Origin of the sequence: Streptomyces sp. ALB3 (assembly GCF_044385685.1) — a bacterium.
In the GTDB taxonomy this organism is placed as follows: domain Bacteria; phylum Actinomycetota; class Actinomycetes; order Streptomycetales; family Streptomycetaceae; genus Streptomyces.
The window spans coordinates 1-20,097 of sequence record NZ_JBISCE010000004.1 but is presented as its reverse complement, the minus strand read 5'-3'; the positions used below and the strand labels follow the sequence as shown (position 1 = coordinate 20,097).

The window sequence follows — 20,097 nt, the reverse complement described above, 5'->3', positions numbered from 1 at the left end:
GCCCGGATGCCCTCTTCCGGCGCCGGACACGTCGGCCACATCTCCCCCCGCCTTTCCCCCGCCCTTTCCCGGCCGCTTTTCCCTTTTTCCGGTTCCCGCTTTCCGGTTCGTCTTTTCCGGTTTCCTCCCAGGTTCAGGCGGACTTCGTCAGCCCTGCCGCACAGCGCACCTACCGGAACGGCCCGACAGGATTCCTCGTCCTGTCGGGCCGTTCCTTTTCCACTTTTCGCGCTCGGAATGCGGTGGGCCTACGCGGTGTCGCGCTCCACGTCGGCGAGCGAGCGCAGGATCGCGGTCTGCCTGGCGTCCCGCACCCTGACCCACTCCTCGTAGGTCCGTGAGCCGTAGGCGGCCTCGGCCTGCTCGATGAGGGAGTTGACCGTGGCCTCGTCCATGGCCGGCCGGCCCAGCACCTCCCACCCGCGTTCGAGACCCGAGCCCAGGGTGCCCAGCCATTTGCGCAGACCGCCCTGGCCCCCGCCGAGGTGGAAGGCCAGGAACGGGCCGACGGTGGCCCAGCGGAGGCCGATGGAGTGGGTGACCACCCGGTCGAGCTCCTCCAGGGTGACCACGCCCTCACGCACCAGGTGGACCGACTCGCGCAGCAGGGCGGACTGCAGGCGGTTGGCGGCGAACGCCAGGATCGGCTTGTGCAGCACGATGGGGACCCGGCTGACGGACTCGAAGAAGGCGACCGCCTCGCGCACCGCGTCCGGTGACGTGTTCCCACCCGCCACGACCTCCACCAACGGCACCACGTGCGGCGGGTTGAAGGGGTGGCCGACCACCAGACGGGAGGAGTCCGCCATCCTCGCGCCCATGTCGTCGGGGCTGAGGGTGGAGGTCGAGGAGAGGATCAGCGCACCGGCCGGAGCCGCCTTGCCGATCCGCTCGAACAGCTCCTGCTTGAGTTCCAGGTTCTCCGGCGCGTTCTCGACGATCACGTCGGCGCCTGTGACGGCGCGCTCGAGGTCCGGCTCGAACTCCAGCCGCTCGGCGAAGTCCGCCGGGTCGGCCGTCCCCTCGGGCAGGTACGGCGCGAAGAGCTCGAGAGCCTCCGCGACGACCGCCGGGGCCTGCGCCCTGCGGCTGTTGACCCGGACCCGGAGTCCGTGGCCGAGGAACAGGGCGATCCAGCCCAGACCGATCGTGCCGGCCCCGATGACGGTCACCGTACGGGGACCGGTGCCGGCGGTGGTCCCCGCGCTCTCCGTGCCGGTGCCGCTCATGCCTGGCCCGCCTTCAACTTCGGGATGACGCGTTCGGCCATCAGCCGCATGGTGGTGGCGGCGTCCGCGAAGGACAGGTGGCCGGAGTGCACGCCCAGGCTGATGGTGATGTCGTCGCCGAACCACTCGGCGATCTGCTCGAGTTGGGTGCGGACCTGCTCCGGCGAGCCGATGAGCAGTTTCTTCTGTTCCAGCTTCTGCTCGAAGTGGGAGGTCCTGGTGGCCTCCACCAGCTTCTCGTAGCCGGGGTAGGCGTCGGAGCGGGTGTCGGCCCACGAGGCGACCGCGTCGCGGATCGCGGTGCTGTTGCGCTCGTCGTCGTACCGGCCCTTGCTCCGGGCCTCCTCCCCGTCCTCCGCCATGACGCAGGGGTAGCTGAGGTGGATCTGCTCGGTGCCCGGCGTGCGGCCGGAAGCCGCCCATTCGGCGCGGTAGACCGCGAGCCGGTTCTGCAGTTCCTCGGTGGACATCACGTTGGGCACGGACTGGAGGTTGTGGCCGGCCCGGCCCGCCTCGGCGCAGGACTCGGCGCTGCGCGCGGTGGTGACGAACACCGGCGGGTGCGGCTGCTGCACCGGACGCGGCAGCAGGGTGACCGGGCCGAACCGGTGGAAGCGGCCGTCGACGACCACGTCCTCCTCGGACCACAGCTGCTTGATCGCCGAGACGCCTTCGACGAACCGGTCCTTGGACTCGTCGATCGGGACTCCGAACGCCTTGAACTCGTCCGGCAGGAAGGCCCGGCCGAAGGCCGCGTCGACCCGCCCGCCGGAGATGTTGTCGAGCATGGCCAGCTTGCCCGCGAGTTTCACGGGGTGCTGGAAGGCGGGGATGGTCGCGCTCGTGCCCAGCCGTACCCGTTCGGTCCGGCCGGCAGCCGCGGCGAGGAAGGTCACCGGGTCGGGGCTGTAGCCGCCGTACGGGAAGAAGTAGTGCTCGACCATCTTCACGTGGTCGAAGCCGAGTTCCTCGGCCAGGTCGACCAGGCGGAGCGCCTCGTCGAAGTACTGGAGGCCGGACTTGTCGGCGGGGCCGACGGTGGGGAAGAAGACGATGCCGAATTTCATGGGATTCTCCTCAGTCGCGGCTGGAGCCGTCGTGGTGCAGGGCGCGCTCCTGGACCTGCCAGCCGCTGCCCGCGGGCACCAGGTGGTCATGGCAGACGACGCTGGCGAAGATGTCGAGGGCCCCGCCCCTCGGGGTCCGCATGGCCAGCGCGTAGGTCCGGGTGCGCAGGGAGCCGTCGGCCTGGGGGCGGACGTCGAGCATGGCCAGCCAGTGCCGGAAGTCGATCTTGTCGGCGTCGAGCCTGGCCTGTCGCGCGGTGGAGGACTCGCGGATCGCGGCACGGCCCTTCAGGGGGGCGTCCAGCCGGCTCGCCTCCTGGAACGTGGCGTCCTCGGTGAACGTCTCGGCCCAGTCGGCGGGCCGGCCGTCGTCGATCAGGCCCATCTGGCGGGCGTAGAACTGCTGGACCCGCGCGTACAGCTCGGCGGATACGAAGGGCTCCGCGGTTACCGGGTTCGCAGGGGAGTCGCTCATGAAGCTGCCTTTCCTGAAGGGGTGCCGGTGGTTACCGGAGGAGTGCGGTGGTCTCGTGAGGGGCTGCCGGGCACGGTGGTCCGCGGTCAGCGAGTCCCCTGCCGCGCGGCGTCGGCCAGCAGCCGGGCGCCGTACCCGGACCCCGCCGGGTCGAAGCGCAGGGCGACATGGCCGGCCAGTCCGTGGATGTCACGCCAGATCCGCTGGAGCGGGTGCCCGGAGAGCTGGGCGGAGCTGCCCGCCGTGCGCAGCAACTGTTCGACGACGTCGAGCAGTTGCTCCACGGCGTACGCGCAGTCAGCCGGGGAGCGCAGCTGTTGGACGTCCGACGCCACGGGCGTGTCGGCCATCCGCGCCGCACGTTCCAGCAGCAGCGCGGCGGCGTCGGTGGCGATGGTGGCGCGGGCCAGGGTCCCTGCCTGCGCGGGGGTCCAGGTGCCGTCGGCCGCCGTGTGCTCGCTCCAGGCGCGCAGGGCCGCACGGGCGGCGCCGAGCGCGGGGGCGCCGAAGAGCACACCGCTGAGCAGGCGAAGGGGGGCGGTGTGGCAACGGGCCCCGGACCCGACGCTCCGGCCGGTGATCATGTCCTCGCGGGCGAAGGCCCGGTGTGTGGGGACGAAGGCGTCCTCGACGACGAGGGTGTTGCTGCCCGTCCCGCGCATACCGACCGGGGCCCAGGTGTCCGCCACGCGGTAGTCCTGGCGCGGCAGGGCGAGGAACCACGGGACACGCGTCCCGTCCTGCGGTACCGGCGCGCACACCAGGGCCCAGTCGGAGAAGTCGACGGCGCTGGTGAAGGACCATTCACCGGTGACCCGGAAGCCGCCGTCCACGGGGGTGGCACCGCCGCGCGGGACGAGTGCCCCCACCACGACGGTGTCCGGGCCCTTGGCCCACAGGTCGGCCTGCCCGTCCTCGGGCAGGTAGGCCCCCATCCGGGCGGCGCCCGCGATCACCGAGGCGCACCAGGCGGCCGAGGTGCAGCCCTCGGCGACCGCCGCGACAGCGCTCAGCAGAGTGCCCGCGCCGCCCGCGGCACCGCCCCGGAGTGTGGGGACGAAGTGCCGGGCGAAACCGGCGTCGACGACGGCCTCGGCGACCGCCCGGGGCAGCAGGCGCTCCGCGTCGGAACGCTCGGCGTGCAGCGCCGCCACGGTGGCCGTCTCCCGGGCCGCGGAGACGAGCTCTCTGTCAGGTCTGGGCCGACTCGGCATCGTGGACCACTTCCTCGTTCCTCGGGGCACGCGGCCGTGCGGGGCGGACAACACCGCCACCGTGGCGGGGGGCGATCCAGCACCGATGGAGCACGGCTCGACACCCTCCGGCCCGGCGAAGCGGTGGGTCTGACGAGCGGACCCTCGACCCGGTTTCGACCGGAGGCGTGCAGCCTCGCGGGACAAGGGGCACTTGGCGGCCCCGGACCGACGACGTGAGATGAGGAGCCAGTGAAGGGAATCATCCTGGCCGGAGGCCACGGCACCCGGCTGCACCCCATCACCCTGGGGGTCTCCAAACAGCTGCTGCCCGTCTACGACAAGCCGATGATCTACTACCCGCTGTCCGTGCTGATGCTGGCCGGCATCCGGGACATCCTGGTCATCTCCTCGCCCCAGGACCTGCCGCAGTTCCGCAGGGTGCTCGGGGACGGCAGCCGGCTGGGCATCGGCCTCACCTACGCCGAGCAGGCCCGGCCGGGCGGTCTCGCCGAGGCGTTCACCATCGGCGCGGACCACATCGGCGACGACTCCGTCGCCCTGGTCCTGGGCGACAACATCTTCCACGGGCCCGGCTTCTCGCTGCTGCTCCAGGAGCACATGCCGCACACCGACGGCGCCCTGCTGTTCGGCTACCCGGTCCGCGACCCGGAGCGCTACGGGGTCGGCGAGGCCGACGAACACGGCCAGCTGGTCTCGATCGAGGAGAAACCCGCCGAGCCGCGCTCCAACCGGGCCATCACCGGCCTCTACTTCTACGACAACGACGTGGTCTCCATCGCGCGGGGACTGCGCCCCTCGGCCCGCGGCGAGCTGGAGATCACCGACGTCAACAAGGACTACCTGTCCCGGGGCAAGGCCAGGCTGGTGGACCTGGGACGGGGCTTCACCTGGCTGGACACCGGCACGCACGACTCGCTGCTGGACGCCGGGCAGTACATCCAGACCCTGGAGCACCGGCAGGGCCTTCGCATCGCCTGTCTCGAGGAGGTCGCGCTGCGGATGGGCTTCATCGACGCGGAGCAGTGCCACCGGCTGGGCGAGCGGCTGGGCAAGTCCGGGTACGGCCAGTACGTGATGGAGATCGCCCGTTCGCTGCGCGACGCGGGGCCGCAGGAGCGGGCGGGCTCGCTGGCGGGCCCGTGGCACGGCGGCCTGTCCGCGCTGCCGGCGGCCGTCTGAACCTCCTCCCGCCCTGACAGTGGCGGAATGCGCCGCTCGACCACGGCTCGAGTGCGACTCCGTCGTGGTGTGCTGGCGTGGAGGCACCGAGACACGGACCGGGCCCCGATCCGGCCGGCACCTTACGGAGGACACGATGACCGATCGCACGCACGGCACCGCAGGCTCGGAGGAGGTGACCCTCTGGGTCGACCCGGTCTGCGCGTGGACCTGGATCACGTACAAGTGGCTGCGTGAAGCGGCGTCGGTGCGCCCGCTGTCATTGTCGGTGCGCCCGACCGGACTGGGTTACCTCCAGGGCGCTCCGGGTCTGGACAAGGAGCACGCGCGCTTCCTGGAACTGGCCCCCGGGCCGGTGCGGGTGCTGGCCGCCGCCGCTGCCGGGCACGGCGCACACGTGGTGGGCCCCTTGTACGAGGCGGTCGCCCGCCGCTTCCACGGGACCGGCGGGCTCTACGAGGGGCTGCACGAGCGGGTGCGGGGGTTGTCCGGGGACGCCAAGCGCGAGGTCCAGGCCTCGCTGCTGGAGCAGGCCCGGGACGTGATCGGTGACGCCCTGACCGAGTGCGGACTGCCGGCGGGGCTTGCCGCGGCCACGGGGTCGGCCGAGTGGGACGAGGATCTGCGCACGGCACATGCGTCGATCCCGCGTGACGGGGCGGAGCTCGACGTCATCGGGGTGCCGGTGATCGCGGTCGACGGGCGGGTAGGGGTGTTCGGTCCCGTGCTGCGATCGGCGCCGGCCGGGGAGCGCGCGGGCGCGCTGTGGGACGGCTTCGCAGCCCTGGTGCGCGAGGACTCCTTCCTCGAACTGCGCCGGGTCACCCCGCGGCCGGTGCCGGCGCCCGCGGGCTGAGCCGCCGGGACGCGTACGACCGGTGGAGGGCGGGGCCCGCGGACTGTCCCCGCGGGCCCCGCCCTCCACCGGTCTCCGGGCCGGCCGTCAGGAGGCCGCCGGTTCCGATTCCGGGGCCCTCACCTTCAGGTCCTCGGTCTTCCCCGCCCGCTTGGGCAGCAGGAAGGCGAGGCCGAAGCCGATCAGCATCACGAGGCCACCGGCCAGGAAGACGGTGCTCATCGCCTCGGCGATGCCGTCCACCACCGGAGCCGTGAGCCGGGGATCGGCGGAGAGCAGGAAGGAGGTGTCGTCGAGATTGACGGCCCCGCTCCCCTTCATGGTCTCCAGGATGGGCAGGTTGGCCGGGTCGGCCAGCACCGACGGATCGTCGAGAGCCGCCCGGAACTCCGTACCCCGCTGGGCTTTGGCGACCGCCTCCGCGATCCGGCTGTCGGCCAGGGAGAACATCATCGACAGGAACAACGCCGTGCCGGCGGCGCCGCCGATGCCCCGGAAGAAGGAGTAGGCGGCACTCGACACGCCCATGTCCTCCTTGGCGGAGTTGTTCTGCAGGGCGAGGAGGGTGACCGGGAAGCAGATGCCGACGCCCGCGCCGAGCAGGTAGATCAGCAGGCCTGCCAGCCACATCGGTGAGTCCTGGTCGAGTGCCGCGAAGGCGAACAGCGTGCCTGCGACCGTCCCCATGCCCAGGAGCAGGAAGGCCCGGTACCTGCCGGAGCGGTTGATGACCTTGCTCAGTCCCCGGCTGGTGGTCAGCACGCCGACGGTCTGGAGGATCAGCATGACCCCGGCCTCGCCGGGACTCTGCCCCTTCACCAGCTGGAGGTAGAGCGGAAGGAAGATCAGGGAACCGAACACCCCGATGCCCACGATGACGTTGGCGCCGTTGATGACGCTGAACATCCGGTTACGGAACAGCCGGAGCGGGATCACGGCGGCGTCGGCCATCCGCCGCTCCGTGGCCAGGAACATGACCAGGCCGACCAGGCCGGTCAGGAGCAGTGACAGGGTCAGTGACGACCCCCAGCCCCAGTGGCGCCCCTCCTCGGAGACGACCAGCCACGGGCCCAGGCAGACGATCAGCCAGGCCGCGCCGGCGTAGTCGATCCGCTGCTCACGCCGCTTCCCCGGCATGGTGAACTTGAGGTGCACCACGACCAGGGCGACGATCCCGATCGGGAGGTTGATCAGGAACGCCCAGCGCCAGCCGTCGATCCCCAGCAGGGTGTCCGCGCCGGCGAAGAGCCCGCCCACCGGCGCGCCCGCCACTCCGGCGACGGCGGAGACCGCGGAGAACCAGACCTGGTAGCGCGCCCGCAGTTCGGGCGTCAGGATGTCGCCCATGATCGCGAAGGCGAGCGCCATGAGCCCGCCGCCGCCGATGCCCTGCAGCGCCCGGAAACCGGCGAGCTGGTACATCGACCCGGCCATGCCGCAGAGCAGCGACCCGGCCAGGAAGATGCCGATCGCCAGCATGTAGAGCTTCTTGCGGCCGTACAGGTCGGACAGTTTGCCGAACAGGGGTGTGGCGATCGTCGAGGAGACGATGTAGGCCGTGGTCGCCCACGCCTGCATCGTCTGACCCTGCAGTTCGTCGGCGATCGTGCGCATCGAGGCGGCCACGATGACGAAGTCGAGCGACGACAGCATCAGGCCCAGCATCAGACCGATGATGACCATGCGCACCGCCCGGAACTCCGGTGTGCCCGGCGTCTCCGCCGCTACTCGCTCTTCTGCCATGTCTCAGCCCTCGTACGGCCGGGTCGCCCGGCCCTCGCGCAGGGTCAGACCCCACCAGGTGAGCTGGTCCAGCAGGACGGCGGCGGCCTTGCTGGTGCCCGCCTCGTCGTGGGGCCGCCCGTCCTCGTCGAACTTCTCCCACGCCATGTGGAAGCTGACCGTGTCCCGCAGGGTGACGGCGTGCAACTCGGCGAAGACCTGGCGCAGCTGCTCCACGGCCCGGTGGCCGCCGGCCATGCCGCCGTACGACACGAAGCCGACCGGCTTGGCCCGCCACTCGCTGTAGACGTAGTCGATGGCCAGCTTCAGCGAGGCCGGGTAGCCGTGGTTGTACTCGGGGGTGATGACGACGTAGCCGTCGAGACCGCCGATGCGCTGGGCCAGGCACGGGGCGCCGTCCGGCACGCCCGACGGGTCGAGGCTGAGCTTGAGCTCGTCCACGAGGGCGGGTTCCGACAGGTCGATGACATGGATCTCCATGTTCTCGCGCTTGCCGATCTCGGAGATGAACCACTGCGAGATCTTGTCGGCGAACCTGCCGGTGCGCACGCTGCCGATGAGGACGCCGATCTTGAGCGGGGGCTGGGACATGTGGGGGTTCCTCTTTCGGTGAAGGAAGGCGAGGGAAGGCGAGGGAAGAAGCAGGGGCGGCGCGGGGCCCGGGGAGGTGCGTGGTGCGGCACGCTCCCCGGAACCCGTCCGGCGCGGTGGCTCAGTCGGCCAGCAGGACGATCTTTCCGCGGCCGTGGCCCGTCTCGAGCTCGCGATGTGCGTCCGCGGCCTGGGCCAGCGGGAAGGTCTTGCGCACGTGCACCTTGAGCTTGCCGTCGGCGACCAGCGCGGCCAGCTCGCCGAGCCGCTGCGCGGAGCGCTGGCTGCCGATCCACCGCACGCCCAGCTCCTGGTAGGCCTCGAAGGCGAAGATCGTGCCCACCCGGTCCTTGTCCTTGACCAGTTCGGCCGCCACGCGCAGACCGTCGGCGCTCGCGGCGTCCAGGGCGGCGTCGACGCCCTCGGGGGCGGCCTCGCGCACCCGGTCGATCAGGCCCTCCCCGTAGGTGACCGGGAGGGCGCCCAGCTCGCGCAGGTAGGCGTGGTTCTCCTCACGGGCGGTGGCGATCACCTTGGCGCCGCGTGCGACCGCGAGCTGCACCGCGACGGTACCGACCCCGCCCGCGGCGCCGTTGATGAGCACGGTCTCGCCCTCGGAGACCCCGAGGATCTCGATCGCGGTGTGTGCGGTCTGGCCGGAGGCGGAGAGGCTGCCCGCGACCTCCCAGGACAGCGCGGCCGGCTTGGCCACGACCTGGTCGGCGGGAGCGACCACGTACTCGGCGTAGGTGAGCTGCGTGCGGTAGCCCAGCACCTCGTCGCCCGGGGCGAACCCGGAGACACCTTCACCCACCGCGTCCACCACGCCGGCGAAGTCGCCACCGGTGATGTGCGGGAAGGTGATGGTGAAGCCCGGCGGGTTCCAGCCCCCGCGCACCGCGCAGTCGGTGGGCTGTGAGCCGGCGGCCTTCACCCGCACCCGCACCTCACCCGGGCCCACCTCGGGGACCGGGACCTCCACCAGCTCCAGGACCTCGGGACCCCCGAATGCGTGGAACGCGGCAGCCTTCATGTTCAACACCCCTCTGTATCAACGGTTCAGCGATCCGCAGCCCCTCGTGGGGGCTACGTGAAGAACGTAAAATCTCAAGCACGCTTGAGGTCAAGCGGTGGCCGGGAAACTGGCCGGGAACACCGTGCCGTCGCGGCGCAGCGTGCGGTCGGCGACCCGCCAGCTGCCGTTGTCACGCACCAGACGGTCGTGGCAGACGACGCTCGCGGAGATCCGCGGACCCGGGTCGCCGTGACCGGTACTGGGCGTCAAGGCGTAGGAGCGCACCCGCAGACTGCCGTCGCCCTCGGCCCGTACGTCGACCATGCCGAGCCAGTGGCGGACGTCGGTCCCCTCCGCCGCCAGGCGGTCGTGGTGCACACGCGCCTGGGCCCCGATCGCCCGGCGCCCGACGAGGGCGTCCTGCGGGCGGGCGGCGTCGCGGAACGCGGCGCCCTCGGTGAAGGTCTGCGCCCACTCGGTGGCCAGACCCTCGTCGAGCAGGCCCGTCTGGCGGGCGTAGAACTGCTGCACCTGTGCGTACAGCTCGGCGGTGACCCCCTCGTCATCGGGTTCGGGCGTGCGGGACGCCTCACTCATGTGGGCCGCCTCTCTCGGTATGCCGGCATGGCAGCCGCGCACGGCCGCGTGCCGTGAGCGGGCCACCCACGCTGCCCGGGCCCGGTCGAGAACGGCTCGACGCCGGGTGGGGAGACGGGTTCTCTCCCACCCGGCGTCGCAGGGGTGAGCGGTACTCAGGAGCGGGTGGTCACTGCACGGCGGTGCTGGACAGCTGCACCGGAGTGGCCGGATCCGGATAGCACTGCACCTGGGTGAAGGCGTTGATGGTGGTGTCCAGGCGCTTCATGCTCAGCCCTGTGTCGTTGAAGCCCGTTCCGGCGGCCGAGGTGACGAGTGTTCCGCCCGCGGGGGCGGTGTAGACGGCCTCGATGACCGGCAGTTCGAAGGTGGTGCCGCCGTAGAACGGTCCACCGGCCCGGAGGGTCAGCTGGTTGTTGACGGAGAGGACGGAGCGGGTGGACGTGCCGAGATTGCTGCCACCGGTCAGCTTCAGGCTGACCAGGCGCGCCCCCGCGGGCTGGTTGATCCTGACGGCTATGTCCTTGACCTCCTTCTGGTAGGCCGGGTTGAGGGTGAAGGAGCCCTGCGCGTACGTCACCGTGAACTTGGTGTGGGCCGCGACGGTGGCCGGGGCCGTGACGTCGAAGACACGGTTGCTGCCGTACTCGCTCCACACCCCGTTCTCCGGCACGCGGCACAGGAAGGGCACGGTGGCGGGTGCGGCGACGGCACTGCCGGAAGCGGCCATCACGCCGGCGGTGGCCAGGGCCGTGGCGGCGGCGAGGCGGTGTGCGACGGTCTTGCGGATCAAGGTCTCTCCTCGGGTAGTGCTGCCGTGGCGGCAGCACGAGGGAAGCTAGGCCCGCACCCTGGAGACTGGCTCAAAAGTCGCTTTTCCAACAGGTCTCGAGCGCCACGAGACGCCGTCGCGGCAGGTTCCTGGCAAAAGCCGTCCGAGCGTGGAGCGGGGCTGAATGGTGGAAGCAATGAATCTCAAGGACAAGGTCGCGGTGGTCACCGGAGGTACCAGGGGCCTGGGACTGAAGATCGCCGAGGCGTTCGTCGCGGAGGGCGCCCGGGTGGTGGCCGCCGCGCGGAGCGCCGAGGGGGCCGCCGAGAGTCTCGGTCATCTGGGCGACCGAGCCGTCTTCGAGCAGACCGACGTCCGGGACCCCGAGTCGGTACGGTCGCTGCTGAGCGTGGCGGCGGACCGGTTCGGCGGTGTGGACATCGTTGTGGCCAACGCGGGGCTGAGCAGGCCGGGGCCCGTCTCGGGGCTGTCCTTCGAGCACTGGTCACAGGCGCTGGACACGAACGTGAACGGCGTCTTCCACTGCGTCAAGGAGGCCGTTCCGTATCTGGAGAAGAGCGAGCGGGGCCGGATCATCACGCTGTCCTCGGCCCTGGGCAGCCGGCCAACCCGAGGAGCGGCCTCGTACTGCTCGACCAAGGCGGCGGTGGAGATGTTCACCCGGGTGGTGGCCCTGGAGCTGGCGCCCCTGGGCATCACCGTCAACTGCCTCTCCCCCGGCTTCATCGACGAGGGGATGGGGAAGCTGCTGAAGGCGAACGAGGCCGTGTGGGGAACGTACGCCCCCAAGGTCTCACTGGGCCGGATGGGTCAGGGTGAGGAAGTGGCGGACGCCGCCGTCTACCTCGCCTCCGCCGCCGGCTCGTACGTCAACGGGCACGTCCTGGAGGTCAACGGCGGCCTGTCCTGGTGACATGCGCGTCCGGAGCGCGGCAGAGGGCGGCCCCGGGACCCCGGGGCCGCCCTCCGTACCGTGTCCGCCTCAGGCGCCTGCGGTGACAGCGATGCTCTGCCCGGTGACGGCGGTGTTCGCCGCCGAGGCCAGGAACACCACCACGCGGGCCACTTCCGCCGCGTCCAGCAGCCGGCCGAGCGGAGCACGGGCGGCGTAGCGCGTGGCGACGCCGAAGCTGCCGCTCATCCGCTCCTCGTTGCGGAAGGTCCGGGTCAGGCCGGGGACCACCACGTTGGACAGGATGTCCCCGTCCCGGCCCAGGCTGAAGGCCGAACTGCGGGAGAAGCCGTGCAGCGCCGCCTTGGCCGCCGCGTAGTACTCGGAGCCGATGCGGCCCGCGTCGGTCTCCAGGACCCCTTCGGTGACCAGGCTCGACGACAGGTGCACGACGCGCCCCCAGCCGTGTTCGCGCATCGAGGGGGCGACCAGGCGGGTCAGCTCGATCGCTCCCTCGACGTTGGCGCGCAGCTTGTCCTGCCAGTCGTCGTGGACCTCCTCGAAGCGGTCACCGGGCGGGCGGAACCCGAAGGGGCGGAAGGCGTTGTTGACCAGGACGTCGGTCCGGCCCGTCCAGTCGAGCGCGGCGTCCACCAGGGCACGGGCGGAGGCCGGGTCGCTCAGGTCGTACGGGGTGGTCAGGGCACGGCCGCCGGCCTCGGTGACCAGTTCGGCGGTCGTGGCGGCGTCCTCGGGCCGCGAGCGGTAGCCGATCACCACATCGGCGCCCTCGGCTCCGAACGCGCCGGCGATCTCCCGTCCCATGCCACCGGACGCGCCCGTGACCAGGACGGTGCGGTTGCGCAGACCCAGGTCCATCGCGTCACCGCCCAGCCGGTGCCGCGGCCTGGTCCCGCTCCGCCGGGGCGGCGGGTGGTGGAGGCCCGGTCCGCCGGCGGGCGTTCGCGAACCGCCGTACGGCCGGCACCTCGACCAGCCGGTAGAGGAGCCAGGCCGCGAGCACCGTCAGGGCGAAGTCCAGGACGACGACCCCCATGGCGGGCAGGGTGTCCCAGGTCCGCCCCGCCACCCGGCCCATGGGCCCGTACCACATGACCAGCATGTGGACCATGTAGAAGGCGAACGAGATCTCGCCGAAGAAGACCGCGACGCGGTTGCGGAAGACGGAGGGCCGGCCCTCGGAGTCCGCGGCGGCTCCGGCGGCCACGATCAGCGCCAGCGGAAGGACGGTGGGTGCCACGATGCCGTACGCGTCGGGCAGCCAGACGGTCAGCGCGTACCCCGGGATCAGGGTGAGCAGGGCCGGGCCCAGGCCCAGCGGGATCCAGCGGCCGGTCATGACGATCCGGGCCATCACGATGCCGAGGGCGAACTCCAGCATCCGGGTGGCCGGCAAGCAGTAGACGAACCAGTACTGGTACCAGGAGATCGGGTAGTACGGCATGTCCGGGTCGGTGGGCAGCAGCTGGGAGGCCAGCGCCACCAGGACCGTGCCGGCGAACAGGAACCCCGCGCACAGCCAGAGCCGGCGTGCCGGGACGGCCCGGATCCAGCGCACCAGCCAGGGGAACGACAGGTAGAAGAGCAGCTCCGCGGCGAGGGACCAACTGGGTCCGTTGGTGCCGAAGAAGACGTCCTCCGCCGGGAACCAGGCCTGGATCAGGAAGAGCGACGGCACGGTGTTGGCCACCGTGGCCGCGTAGCCGCCGAGCCACACCATGAGCAGCAGTCCGAGCGCCCAGGTCACCAGGTGGTTGGGGAAGATCTTCGCGGCACGGCGGCGCCAGAAGGTCAGCGGCCGGCCGGAGTCGCGGGCCGACCAGGTCAGCACGAAGCCGCTGAGGAGGAAGAAGAATCCGACCCCCACGAAGCCCAGCTTGGCCACGTAGGTGATCAGGTCTCCCTCGAGCTCCTTGTCGGTGAAGATGCCGTAGGTGAACGCGTGGCAGACGAACACCATCAGCGACGCCACGAACCGCATCCCGGTCAGTGTGGGCAGCCGGGAAGGGCGGTCGACCGTGGACGCGCGCCCGGCGGGGACGTCGGTGCTCACGCCTGCGGCTCCCCCGTCTTGCGTCCCACCGCGATGACGTAGCCGAGGACCTCGCCCTCCAGCACGCCCACCTTGGAGAGCATCACCTTGAACTCGTCGGCGAACTCCTTGCCGCCGCGCTCAGCGATGTAGGCGTACTTCTCGTCCAGCACCTCGGGGATGCGGGCGGCCGAACGGTGCAGGTGGGTGGTGGCGTCCTCGAACCGGGCGATCTCCAGACCCGCGCCCAGCAGGAGTTCGCGGTACCCCTCGATGGTGGGCAGGGCCTCGACGGTGAAGCCCTCCTTCAAGGCGGCACGCTGCTTGTCCGAGAGATCGTCCCGCTCCGCGTAGTCCGACAGGACGAACCGGCCGCCGGGAACGAGGACCCGCTCGATCTCGCGGAGCGCCTTCGGCCGGTCGGACATGTACATGATGGCCTCGGAGGCCCAGACCGCGTCGAACGACCCGTCCGGGTACGGCAGGGCCATGCCGTCGGCCTGCTCGAAGGTCACCTGGCCGGTGACCCCGGCCTCCTCGGCGAGTTTCTGGCCCTGGCGGACCTGCTCGGCGCTGACGTTGATGCCGACGACACGCGCCCCGGTGGCCTTGGCCGCCGCGATGGCCGGGCGGCCGAAGCCGCAGCCCACGTCGAGGAGGCGTGAGCCCTCGCGGAGCTCGGCCGCCTCGGTCATCACCTCGGTGTGGCGCTCCTTCGGGTCGGTGCCGGGCTTCTCGTCGTCGAAGTAGCCGATGTGCAGGTTGAAGCCGCTGAGCCCGAACAGCCAGCTGCGGTCGTCGAAGTACTCGCCGACCTCGTCGGCCGTCTTGGATTCGTACGTGGTCATGCCGGCACCCCATTCAAGCGACAATCCGTCACCCCCCACGCTGGTGAGAGGCTCTCGAAGGGCGCTGGAGGCCGACTCCAATCCCCCTCCGGCGCAGCCGGGACCGCCGGGCGGCACCAGTGCCCCCGGGGCGGTGGCGTTCCACCGGCTCTCGAAGCCGCGTCAAGGTCAGGTGCCCACCATGCGCACATCCGTCCGCATCAGAGGGGACCACCGTGATCCATCTCTTCCAGCCGCAGACCGGCGACGAGGAACTCGCCGCCGTTGCCGAGGTGTTCGCCGAAAAGTGGCTCGGTCACGGGCCGCGCACCAAGGCGTTCGAGGCCGAGTTCGCCGCCCACGTCGGGGTGGACCCCGAGCACATGGTCTTCCTCAACTCCGGTACCGCCGGGCTCTTCCTGGCCATGGAGTGCCTCGGTCTCGGAGAGGGTGACGAGGTCGTCCTGCCCTCGCTCAGTTTCCTGGCCGCCGCCAACGCCGTTCTGGCCATGGGCGCCCGCCCGGTCTTCTGCGACGTGGACCCCCGTACGCTCAACCCCGACGCGGCGCACGTCGAAGCCGTGCTCACGGACCGCACCAAGGCTGTCGTCGTCCTGCACTACGGGGGCTACCCGGGCGACATCGAGGCCATCGCCCGGCTCTGCCGCGACCGGAACATCCCCCTTGTGGAGGACGCGGCGTGTTCCGCCGGCTCCCGGGTGGACGGCAAGGTGGTCGGTGGTTTCGGAGACCTCGCCATGTGGAGCTTCGACGCCATGAAGGTGCTGGTCACCGGCGATGGCGGGATGCTCTGGGCGCGCGACCGGGAACTCGCCGTCCGGGCCCGCCGCCTCGCCTACCACGGGCTCGTCCAGTCGAGCGGGATCGGCCACGCCAGGGTCTCCCACCGCTGGTGGGAACTGGAGGTCCCGGAGATCGGCCGCAGGATCATCGGCAACGACCTGACCGCGGCGATCGGCCGCGTGCAGTTGCGCCGGCTGCCGGAGTTCGTCGCCCGGCGCCGCGAGATCGTCCAACTGTACGACCGTGAACTGGCCGGGGTCCCCGGTCTCCTGACACCACCGCCCCTGCCCGCCGGCCACGAGTCGACGTACTACTTCTACTGGGTGCAGTTCGAGGAGGAGATGCGTGACGGGATCGCGAGCGAGCTGCTGGCCGCGGACATCTACACCACCTTTCGCTACGCCCCGCTGCACAAGGTCGCCGCCTACGGACACGACGGCCGGGTGCTGGCCTCCTCCGACCACGCCGCCGCCCGCACCCTGTGCCTGCCCCTGCATCCCGGCCTGACCGACGAGGACGTCCGGACGGTCGCCGCGACCCTGCGCAAGGCCGTCACGGCCCTCGGTGGGGAGTGACCGATGCGTCTCGTCTTCCTGGCGGCCCTGGCAAAGACCCTCCACGAGGTCACCATCGGCCTCGACCTGGCGGAACAGCTCACCGACGCCGACGTGGTGAGCCACTTCGTCGTCAATCCCTACAACGAGGACCAGCTTCGGACCGCGCGGACCCCGTACACCCTGGTGGAGCCGGATCTCGGCGAGGACGTCCGCGAGGTCGTGCGACGCGTGGTGAAGGAGTTCCGGGCCGACGCCGTCGTCCTCGTCGACTACCTCGCCCACTGGATGACCTTCAAGGTCGGCTACCGGACCGACCCCTGGTTCGTCGAGGACCTCGGCCTGCCCGTCATCCCCCTGGACCTGTACGACCTGGAGAACACCAGCCGCCGGGTCGAGATCCTCGGTACCACCATGGAGGTCGACGACAACCTGCTGCGCATGCCGGTGCAGCTGCTGCCGGTGCCGATGAACCGCCCGCAGCCCACCGCCTCGGGCCGCGGCCTGCCCTACCGGGCCGGCCGCACCGTCGAACCGCCGACCGGGGCGGTCCGCCGGGAGACCCGGCGCGCCCTCGGCCTGCCCGACGGGGCCCGGCTGCTGATGGTGCCCACCCTGCCCTGGCAGCAGCTCATGCAGGTACACGCCGCGCCACCCACCCGCGAACTCGCCACACGCCTGCCATGCCTGCTCGCCCACCACCTCGCCAGGCTGCCGCGGGACACCCACTTCCTCATGACCGGTCCACTCTTCGACGGCTTCGCCGAGGGCCTGCCCGAGGAGCGTGTCCACCACCGGCCCGAGTACACCGCCCACGAGTACCACACGCTGCTCGGCTCCTCCGACGCGGTGTTCTCCTTCCACCTGCCCAGTTACGCGCTGGAGCGCGCGGTGCTGACGGATGTGCCGGGGCTGCTCGGTGTCAACAGCCACGCGGTGAACGGACCTGAGGACGTCGAACGCCTCGGTGCCGCCTTCCCCGGCGGTCCGACCGGCCGGGTACGGGACTGGCTGGCCGACTACCCCGGCCCGATGCCCGACTTCCACATGTGGCCGCTGCGCTGGAACGAGGTGCTGCGCCCGCTGCTCCAGGCGAACCCCTTCACCGACACCCTGCGCCGGGCGGAGCTCCTCGACGAGCACGGCCTGGTCGACGGCCTGGGACGGATTCTTTACGACGACACCGAGCGGGACCGGATGGCCGCCGCCCGCGCCGGATACCGGGACACCATGGACGCCCTGCCGGAGACGGCGCAGACGTTCACCGAGGCGGTGCGCCGCTTCGGTCTCGACGGCTGAAAGCGCCCCGGTGCCGCCGGATCCGCGTGCGGATCCGGCGGCACCGGGGCGGTCCGGGCAACCGGCGGGTCAGGACGTCCGCGCCACCAGGTCCTCCACCGCGCCCACCACCTGAGCCGGCAGCGGGAGCAGGGCCATCTCCGCCGAGACGGACCGTGCCCGCTCCCGGTAGGAGTCGTCCTCCAGCACCTCCCGGCAGGCCTCGGCGATGTTCTCCGGCGAATCCTGCGCGGGGTCGACCATCCTCGCGGCCCCGTGGGCGGACAGCCGCCGGGTGTAGCCCACCACGTACGGCAGGTACGGGATCAGCACCTGCGGCACGCCGGCCGCCATGCTGCCCAGCACCGTGTTGCCGCCCGCATGGCTGACGGTCAGATCACAGGTCCTGGCGACCACGTCCAGCGGGATCCAGCCGGCCCGCACGTTGTCAGGCAGGGCGCCCAGCTCGGCCACGACCGGCTCCGGGGCCGCGACCAGCAGTTCCACGTCCAGCGCGGCCACCTTCGCCACCAGTCCGGAGAGGATCTCGAAGTGGGAGTCCTTGGTGACCCGGCTGCCCGCGCTCACCAGCACCCGGGGCCGCTCCCCCTTGCCGAACATCCACGGTTCCAGTGGTCTCTGCGCCGTGTAGGGCACGTAACGCATCAGCTGAGCCGGTGGGGCGTCGTCCGGGCGCAGGGACGGCGGGCAGGTGTCGACGAACAGGTCGGCGGGGGGCATCTCGTAGAGGCCGAGGGCTTCCAGCTCCGGACCGAGTTCCGCCGCCGCCGCGAGGTCGATCGTACGGGGCTCGCCCATGTCGACGGCGTGCTTGACGTACGGGACTCCCGCGTACGCGGCGGCCAGCGGGCCCGCGAACGCCAGCACGCCGCCGACCACCACGTCCGGCCGCCAGGCGTCGATCAGCGAGGTGAGGCCGTCCACGCAGGCCGCGGCGTACCTGCCGAAGCAGCGCCCGTTGAAGAGGTAACGCTCGTGGAGGTCGTCGGGGATGGTCTGCAGCACGCCCCGGCGGTCGTGGAGGAAGTCCTTCATCGTCCTGGTGGTGACGGGGAAGCCGGGGATTCCCGCGCCGTTGATGGTGCGCATGCAGTCCTCGGGGGCCGCCATCACGACCTCGTGCCCGGCGTTCCTGGCTGCCTGCGCCAAGGGGACCAGCGAGAAGATGACGCCTGACGTGCCGCCCGCCACAAAGAGAATCTTCATGGTGGGCATGGTCGGGGACCGGGTTCGCCTCCGGCTCGAACAGTCCTCGAGGCCCGGCGCCTCCGTCCGTGCTGTCCCGGTCCTCGAGCCGTCCTCCAGTCCCGGCGGCGAGGGTCGCCCCGATCGCCCGGACAGGCCCAGCCAGAGGAGTCCACTCGTGCCTCGTCGCCTATTCACCTCGGAGTCCGTGACCGAAGGTCACCCCGACAAGATCGCCGATCAGATCAGCGACACGATCCTCGACGCGCTGCTGCGCCAGGATCCGACGTCGCGGGTCGCCGTCGAGACACTGATCACGACCGGTCAGGTGCACGTGGCCGGCGAGGTCACGACGAAGGCGTACGCCCCGATCGCGCAGCTCGTGCGTGACAAGATCCTCGAGATCGGCTACGACTCCTCGCAGAAGGGGTTCGACGGCGCCTCCTGCGGGGTCTCCGTCTCCATCGGCGCGCAGTCCCCGGACATCGCGCAGGGCGTCGACACCGCGTACGAGAAGCGGATCGAGGGTACCGCCGCGGGCGAGGAGGGCGACGGGCTCGACGAGCAGGGCGCCGGCGACCAGGGCCTGATGTTCGGATACGCGTCCGACGAGACCCCGGAACTGATGCCGCTGCCGATCCACCTCGCGCACCGGCTGGCGAAGCGCCTGTCCGAGGTGCGCGGCAACGGCACGATCCCCTACCTCCGCCCGGACGGCAAGACGCAGGTCACCATCGAGTACGACGGCGACAGGGCCGTCCGCCTCGACACGGTCGTCGTCTCCTCGCAGCATGCATCCGACATCGACCTGGACTCGCTCCTGGCCCCCGACATCCGCGAATTCGTCGTCGAGCACGTCCTGGCGCAGCTCGTCGAGGACGGCATCAAGCTGGACACCGAGGGCTACCGCCTTCTGGTGAACCCGACCGGCCGCTTCGAGATCGGCGGTCCGATGGGCGACGCGGGGCTGACCGGCCGCAAGATCATCATCGACACCTACGGCGGCATGGCCCGCCACGGTGGCGGCGCATTCTCCGGCAAGGACCCGTCCAAGGTCGACCGTTCGGCGGCGTACGCGATGCGCTGGGTCGCCAAGAACGTCGTCGCCGCGGGCCTCGCCTCGCGCTGTGAGGTCCAGGTCGCCTACGCGATCGGCAAGGCCGAGCCGGTCGGTCTGTTCGTCGAGACCTTCGGCACCGCCAAGACCGGCGCCGAGGAGATCGAGAAGGCGATCGCGCAGGTCTTCGACCTCCGCCCGGCCGCGATCATCCGCGACCTCGACCTGCTCCGCCCGATCTACACACAGACCGCCGCCTACGGCCACTTCGGCCGCGAACTGCCAGATTTCACCTGGGAACGCACGGACCGCGTGGACGCGCTGCGCGCGGCCGCCGGCTTCCCGGCGTGAGTGACGGATCGACTCAGTACGCCCTGAGACCGAGGAGAACGTGGTGCCCACAGCCGTGTCCGGGTCCGGCCCCCACCGAGCGGACGCCTCCACCGTCCACCCCGACGACGGCGCCGGAGGGTGCCCGGGTGGCGATGTCATGAAGCGCTCCGTCGCCCTGCGTGAGGCGCTCGCCGCCCGGGTGGTGGTGGCCGACGGTGCCATGGGCACCATGCTCCAGGCCCAGGACCCCACCCTCGAGGACTTCGAGAACCTCGAAGGCTGCAACGAGATCCTGAACGTCACCCGCCCCGATATCGTCCGCTCGGTCCAT

The 20,097-nt window shown here is 71.1% G+C and carries 20 protein-coding genes; 7 read left to right on the top strand and 13 right to left on the bottom strand.

Annotated features, from left to right (window positions below):
- Window positions 1–248: 248 nt before the first annotated feature.
- The 4 genes from ACHFIV_RS05550 to ACHFIV_RS05535 form a co-directional block, all read right to left on the bottom strand.
- Window positions 249–1,229, bottom strand: a complete 981-nt coding sequence (locus ACHFIV_RS05550; RefSeq protein ID WP_398964285.1) for a 3-hydroxyacyl-CoA dehydrogenase NAD-binding domain-containing protein — start codon at window positions 1,227–1,229, stop codon at window positions 249–251.
- Window positions 1,226–2,296, bottom strand: a complete 1,071-nt coding sequence (locus tag ACHFIV_RS05545; protein WP_398964283.1) for an LLM class flavin-dependent oxidoreductase — start codon at window positions 2,294–2,296, stop codon at window positions 1,226–1,228. The genes ACHFIV_RS05550 and ACHFIV_RS05545 overlap by 4 nt, the downstream gene beginning before the upstream one ends.
- A gap of 10 nt (window positions 2,297–2,306) precedes the next feature.
- A complete protein-coding gene (locus tag ACHFIV_RS05540; RefSeq protein ID WP_398964281.1) occupies window positions 2,307–2,771 on the bottom strand; it encodes a nuclear transport factor 2 family protein in 465 nt (154 codons plus the stop codon).
- 86 nt (window positions 2,772–2,857) lie between these two features.
- On the bottom strand, window positions 2,858–3,985 hold the full coding sequence (locus ACHFIV_RS05535) for a hydrolase (RefSeq protein ID WP_398964280.1): 1,128 nt from the start codon (window positions 3,983–3,985) through the stop codon (window positions 2,858–2,860).
- 231 nt (window positions 3,986–4,216) lie between these two features.
- Between ACHFIV_RS05535 and rfbA the strand changes: the two genes are divergently transcribed.
- A complete protein-coding gene (gene rfbA / locus ACHFIV_RS05530) occupies window positions 4,217–5,167 on the top strand; it encodes a glucose-1-phosphate thymidylyltransferase RfbA (RefSeq protein WP_398964278.1) in 951 nt (316 codons plus the stop codon).
- Between the two features lie 136 nt (window positions 5,168–5,303).
- Window positions 5,304–6,023, top strand: coding sequence for a mycothiol-dependent nitroreductase Rv2466c family protein (locus ACHFIV_RS05525; RefSeq protein ID WP_398964277.1), 720 nt, complete (start codon window positions 5,304–5,306; stop codon window positions 6,021–6,023).
- Window positions 6,024–6,110: 87 nt separating this feature from the next.
- Here the strand turns inward: ACHFIV_RS05525 and ACHFIV_RS05520 are convergent, their stop codons facing one another.
- The 5 genes from ACHFIV_RS05520 to ACHFIV_RS05500 all read right to left on the bottom strand — a co-directional run bounded on the left by ACHFIV_RS05520 (window position 6,111) and on the right by ACHFIV_RS05500 (window position 10,762).
- Complete coding sequence (locus tag ACHFIV_RS05520; protein WP_398964275.1) at window positions 6,111–7,766, bottom strand: MDR family MFS transporter; 1,656 nt, start codon at window positions 7,764–7,766, stop codon at window positions 6,111–6,113.
- 3 nt (window positions 7,767–7,769) lie between these two features.
- Window positions 7,770–8,357, bottom strand: coding sequence for an NADPH-dependent FMN reductase (locus ACHFIV_RS05515; RefSeq protein WP_398964273.1), 588 nt, complete (start codon window positions 8,355–8,357; stop codon window positions 7,770–7,772).
- A gap of 121 nt (window positions 8,358–8,478) precedes the next feature.
- A complete protein-coding gene (locus ACHFIV_RS05510; protein ID WP_398964271.1) occupies window positions 8,479–9,390 on the bottom strand; it encodes an NADP-dependent oxidoreductase in 912 nt (303 codons plus the stop codon).
- A gap of 90 nt (window positions 9,391–9,480) precedes the next feature.
- Window positions 9,481–9,969, bottom strand: a complete 489-nt coding sequence (locus ACHFIV_RS05505) for a nuclear transport factor 2 family protein (protein WP_398964269.1) — start codon at window positions 9,967–9,969, stop codon at window positions 9,481–9,483.
- Between the two features lie 169 nt (window positions 9,970–10,138).
- Complete coding sequence (locus tag ACHFIV_RS05500) at window positions 10,139–10,762, bottom strand: hypothetical protein (protein WP_398964267.1); 624 nt, start codon at window positions 10,760–10,762, stop codon at window positions 10,139–10,141.
- Between the two features lie 175 nt (window positions 10,763–10,937).
- Here ACHFIV_RS05500 and ACHFIV_RS05495 point away from each other — a divergent pair, with 175 nt between their 5' ends.
- Entirely contained in the window at window positions 10,938–11,675 is a 738-nt protein-coding gene (locus tag ACHFIV_RS05495) for an SDR family NAD(P)-dependent oxidoreductase (protein ID WP_398964265.1), read from the top strand.
- 69 nt (window positions 11,676–11,744) lie between these two features.
- Here the strand turns inward: ACHFIV_RS05495 and ACHFIV_RS05490 are convergent, their stop codons facing one another.
- Genes ACHFIV_RS05490 through ACHFIV_RS05480 form a run of 3 tightly spaced genes read right to left on the bottom strand, consistent with a single transcriptional unit; the run spans window position 11,745 to window position 14,555 of the window.
- The gene (locus ACHFIV_RS05490; protein WP_398964263.1) at window positions 11,745–12,533 is read right to left on the bottom strand and encodes an SDR family NAD(P)-dependent oxidoreductase; all 789 of its coding nucleotides are present in this window, start codon (window positions 12,531–12,533) and stop codon (window positions 11,745–11,747) included.
- Between the two features lie 4 nt (window positions 12,534–12,537).
- The gene (locus ACHFIV_RS05485) at window positions 12,538–13,728 is read right to left on the bottom strand and encodes an acyltransferase family protein (protein WP_398964261.1); all 1,191 of its coding nucleotides are present in this window, start codon (window positions 13,726–13,728) and stop codon (window positions 12,538–12,540) included.
- The gene (locus ACHFIV_RS05480) at window positions 13,725–14,555 is read right to left on the bottom strand and encodes a class I SAM-dependent methyltransferase (protein ID WP_398964259.1); all 831 of its coding nucleotides are present in this window, start codon (window positions 14,553–14,555) and stop codon (window positions 13,725–13,727) included. The genes ACHFIV_RS05485 and ACHFIV_RS05480 overlap by 4 nt, the downstream gene beginning before the upstream one ends.
- Before the next feature lie 215 nt (window positions 14,556–14,770).
- Between ACHFIV_RS05480 and ACHFIV_RS05475 the strand changes: the two genes are divergently transcribed.
- Window positions 14,771–15,913 carry a DegT/DnrJ/EryC1/StrS family aminotransferase gene (locus ACHFIV_RS05475; RefSeq protein WP_398964257.1) on the top strand — a complete coding sequence of 381 codons (1,143 nt, stop codon included), beginning with the start codon at window positions 14,771–14,773 and terminating at the stop codon, window positions 15,911–15,913.
- A gap of 3 nt (window positions 15,914–15,916) precedes the next feature.
- On the top strand, window positions 15,917–17,191 hold the full coding sequence (locus tag ACHFIV_RS05470; RefSeq protein ID WP_398964255.1) for a DUF6365 family protein: 1,275 nt from the start codon (window positions 15,917–15,919) through the stop codon (window positions 17,189–17,191).
- Between the two features lie 69 nt (window positions 17,192–17,260).
- Here ACHFIV_RS05470 and ACHFIV_RS05465 read toward each other — a convergent pair whose 3' ends face one another.
- Window positions 17,261–18,397, bottom strand: a complete 1,137-nt coding sequence (locus tag ACHFIV_RS05465; RefSeq protein WP_398964253.1) for a glycosyltransferase — start codon at window positions 18,395–18,397, stop codon at window positions 17,261–17,263.
- A gap of 157 nt (window positions 18,398–18,554) precedes the next feature.
- Between ACHFIV_RS05465 and metK the strand changes: the two genes are divergently transcribed.
- Together metK and ACHFIV_RS05455 are read left to right on the top strand one after the other, a co-directional pair.
- Window positions 18,555–19,784, top strand: coding sequence for a methionine adenosyltransferase (gene metK, locus ACHFIV_RS05460; RefSeq protein ID WP_398964251.1), 1,230 nt, complete (start codon window positions 18,555–18,557; stop codon window positions 19,782–19,784).
- A 43-nt stretch (window positions 19,785–19,827) separates the two neighbouring features.
- On the top strand, window positions 19,828–20,097 hold a 270-nt coding region (locus tag ACHFIV_RS05455), incomplete at its 3' end, for a homocysteine S-methyltransferase family protein (protein WP_398964250.1).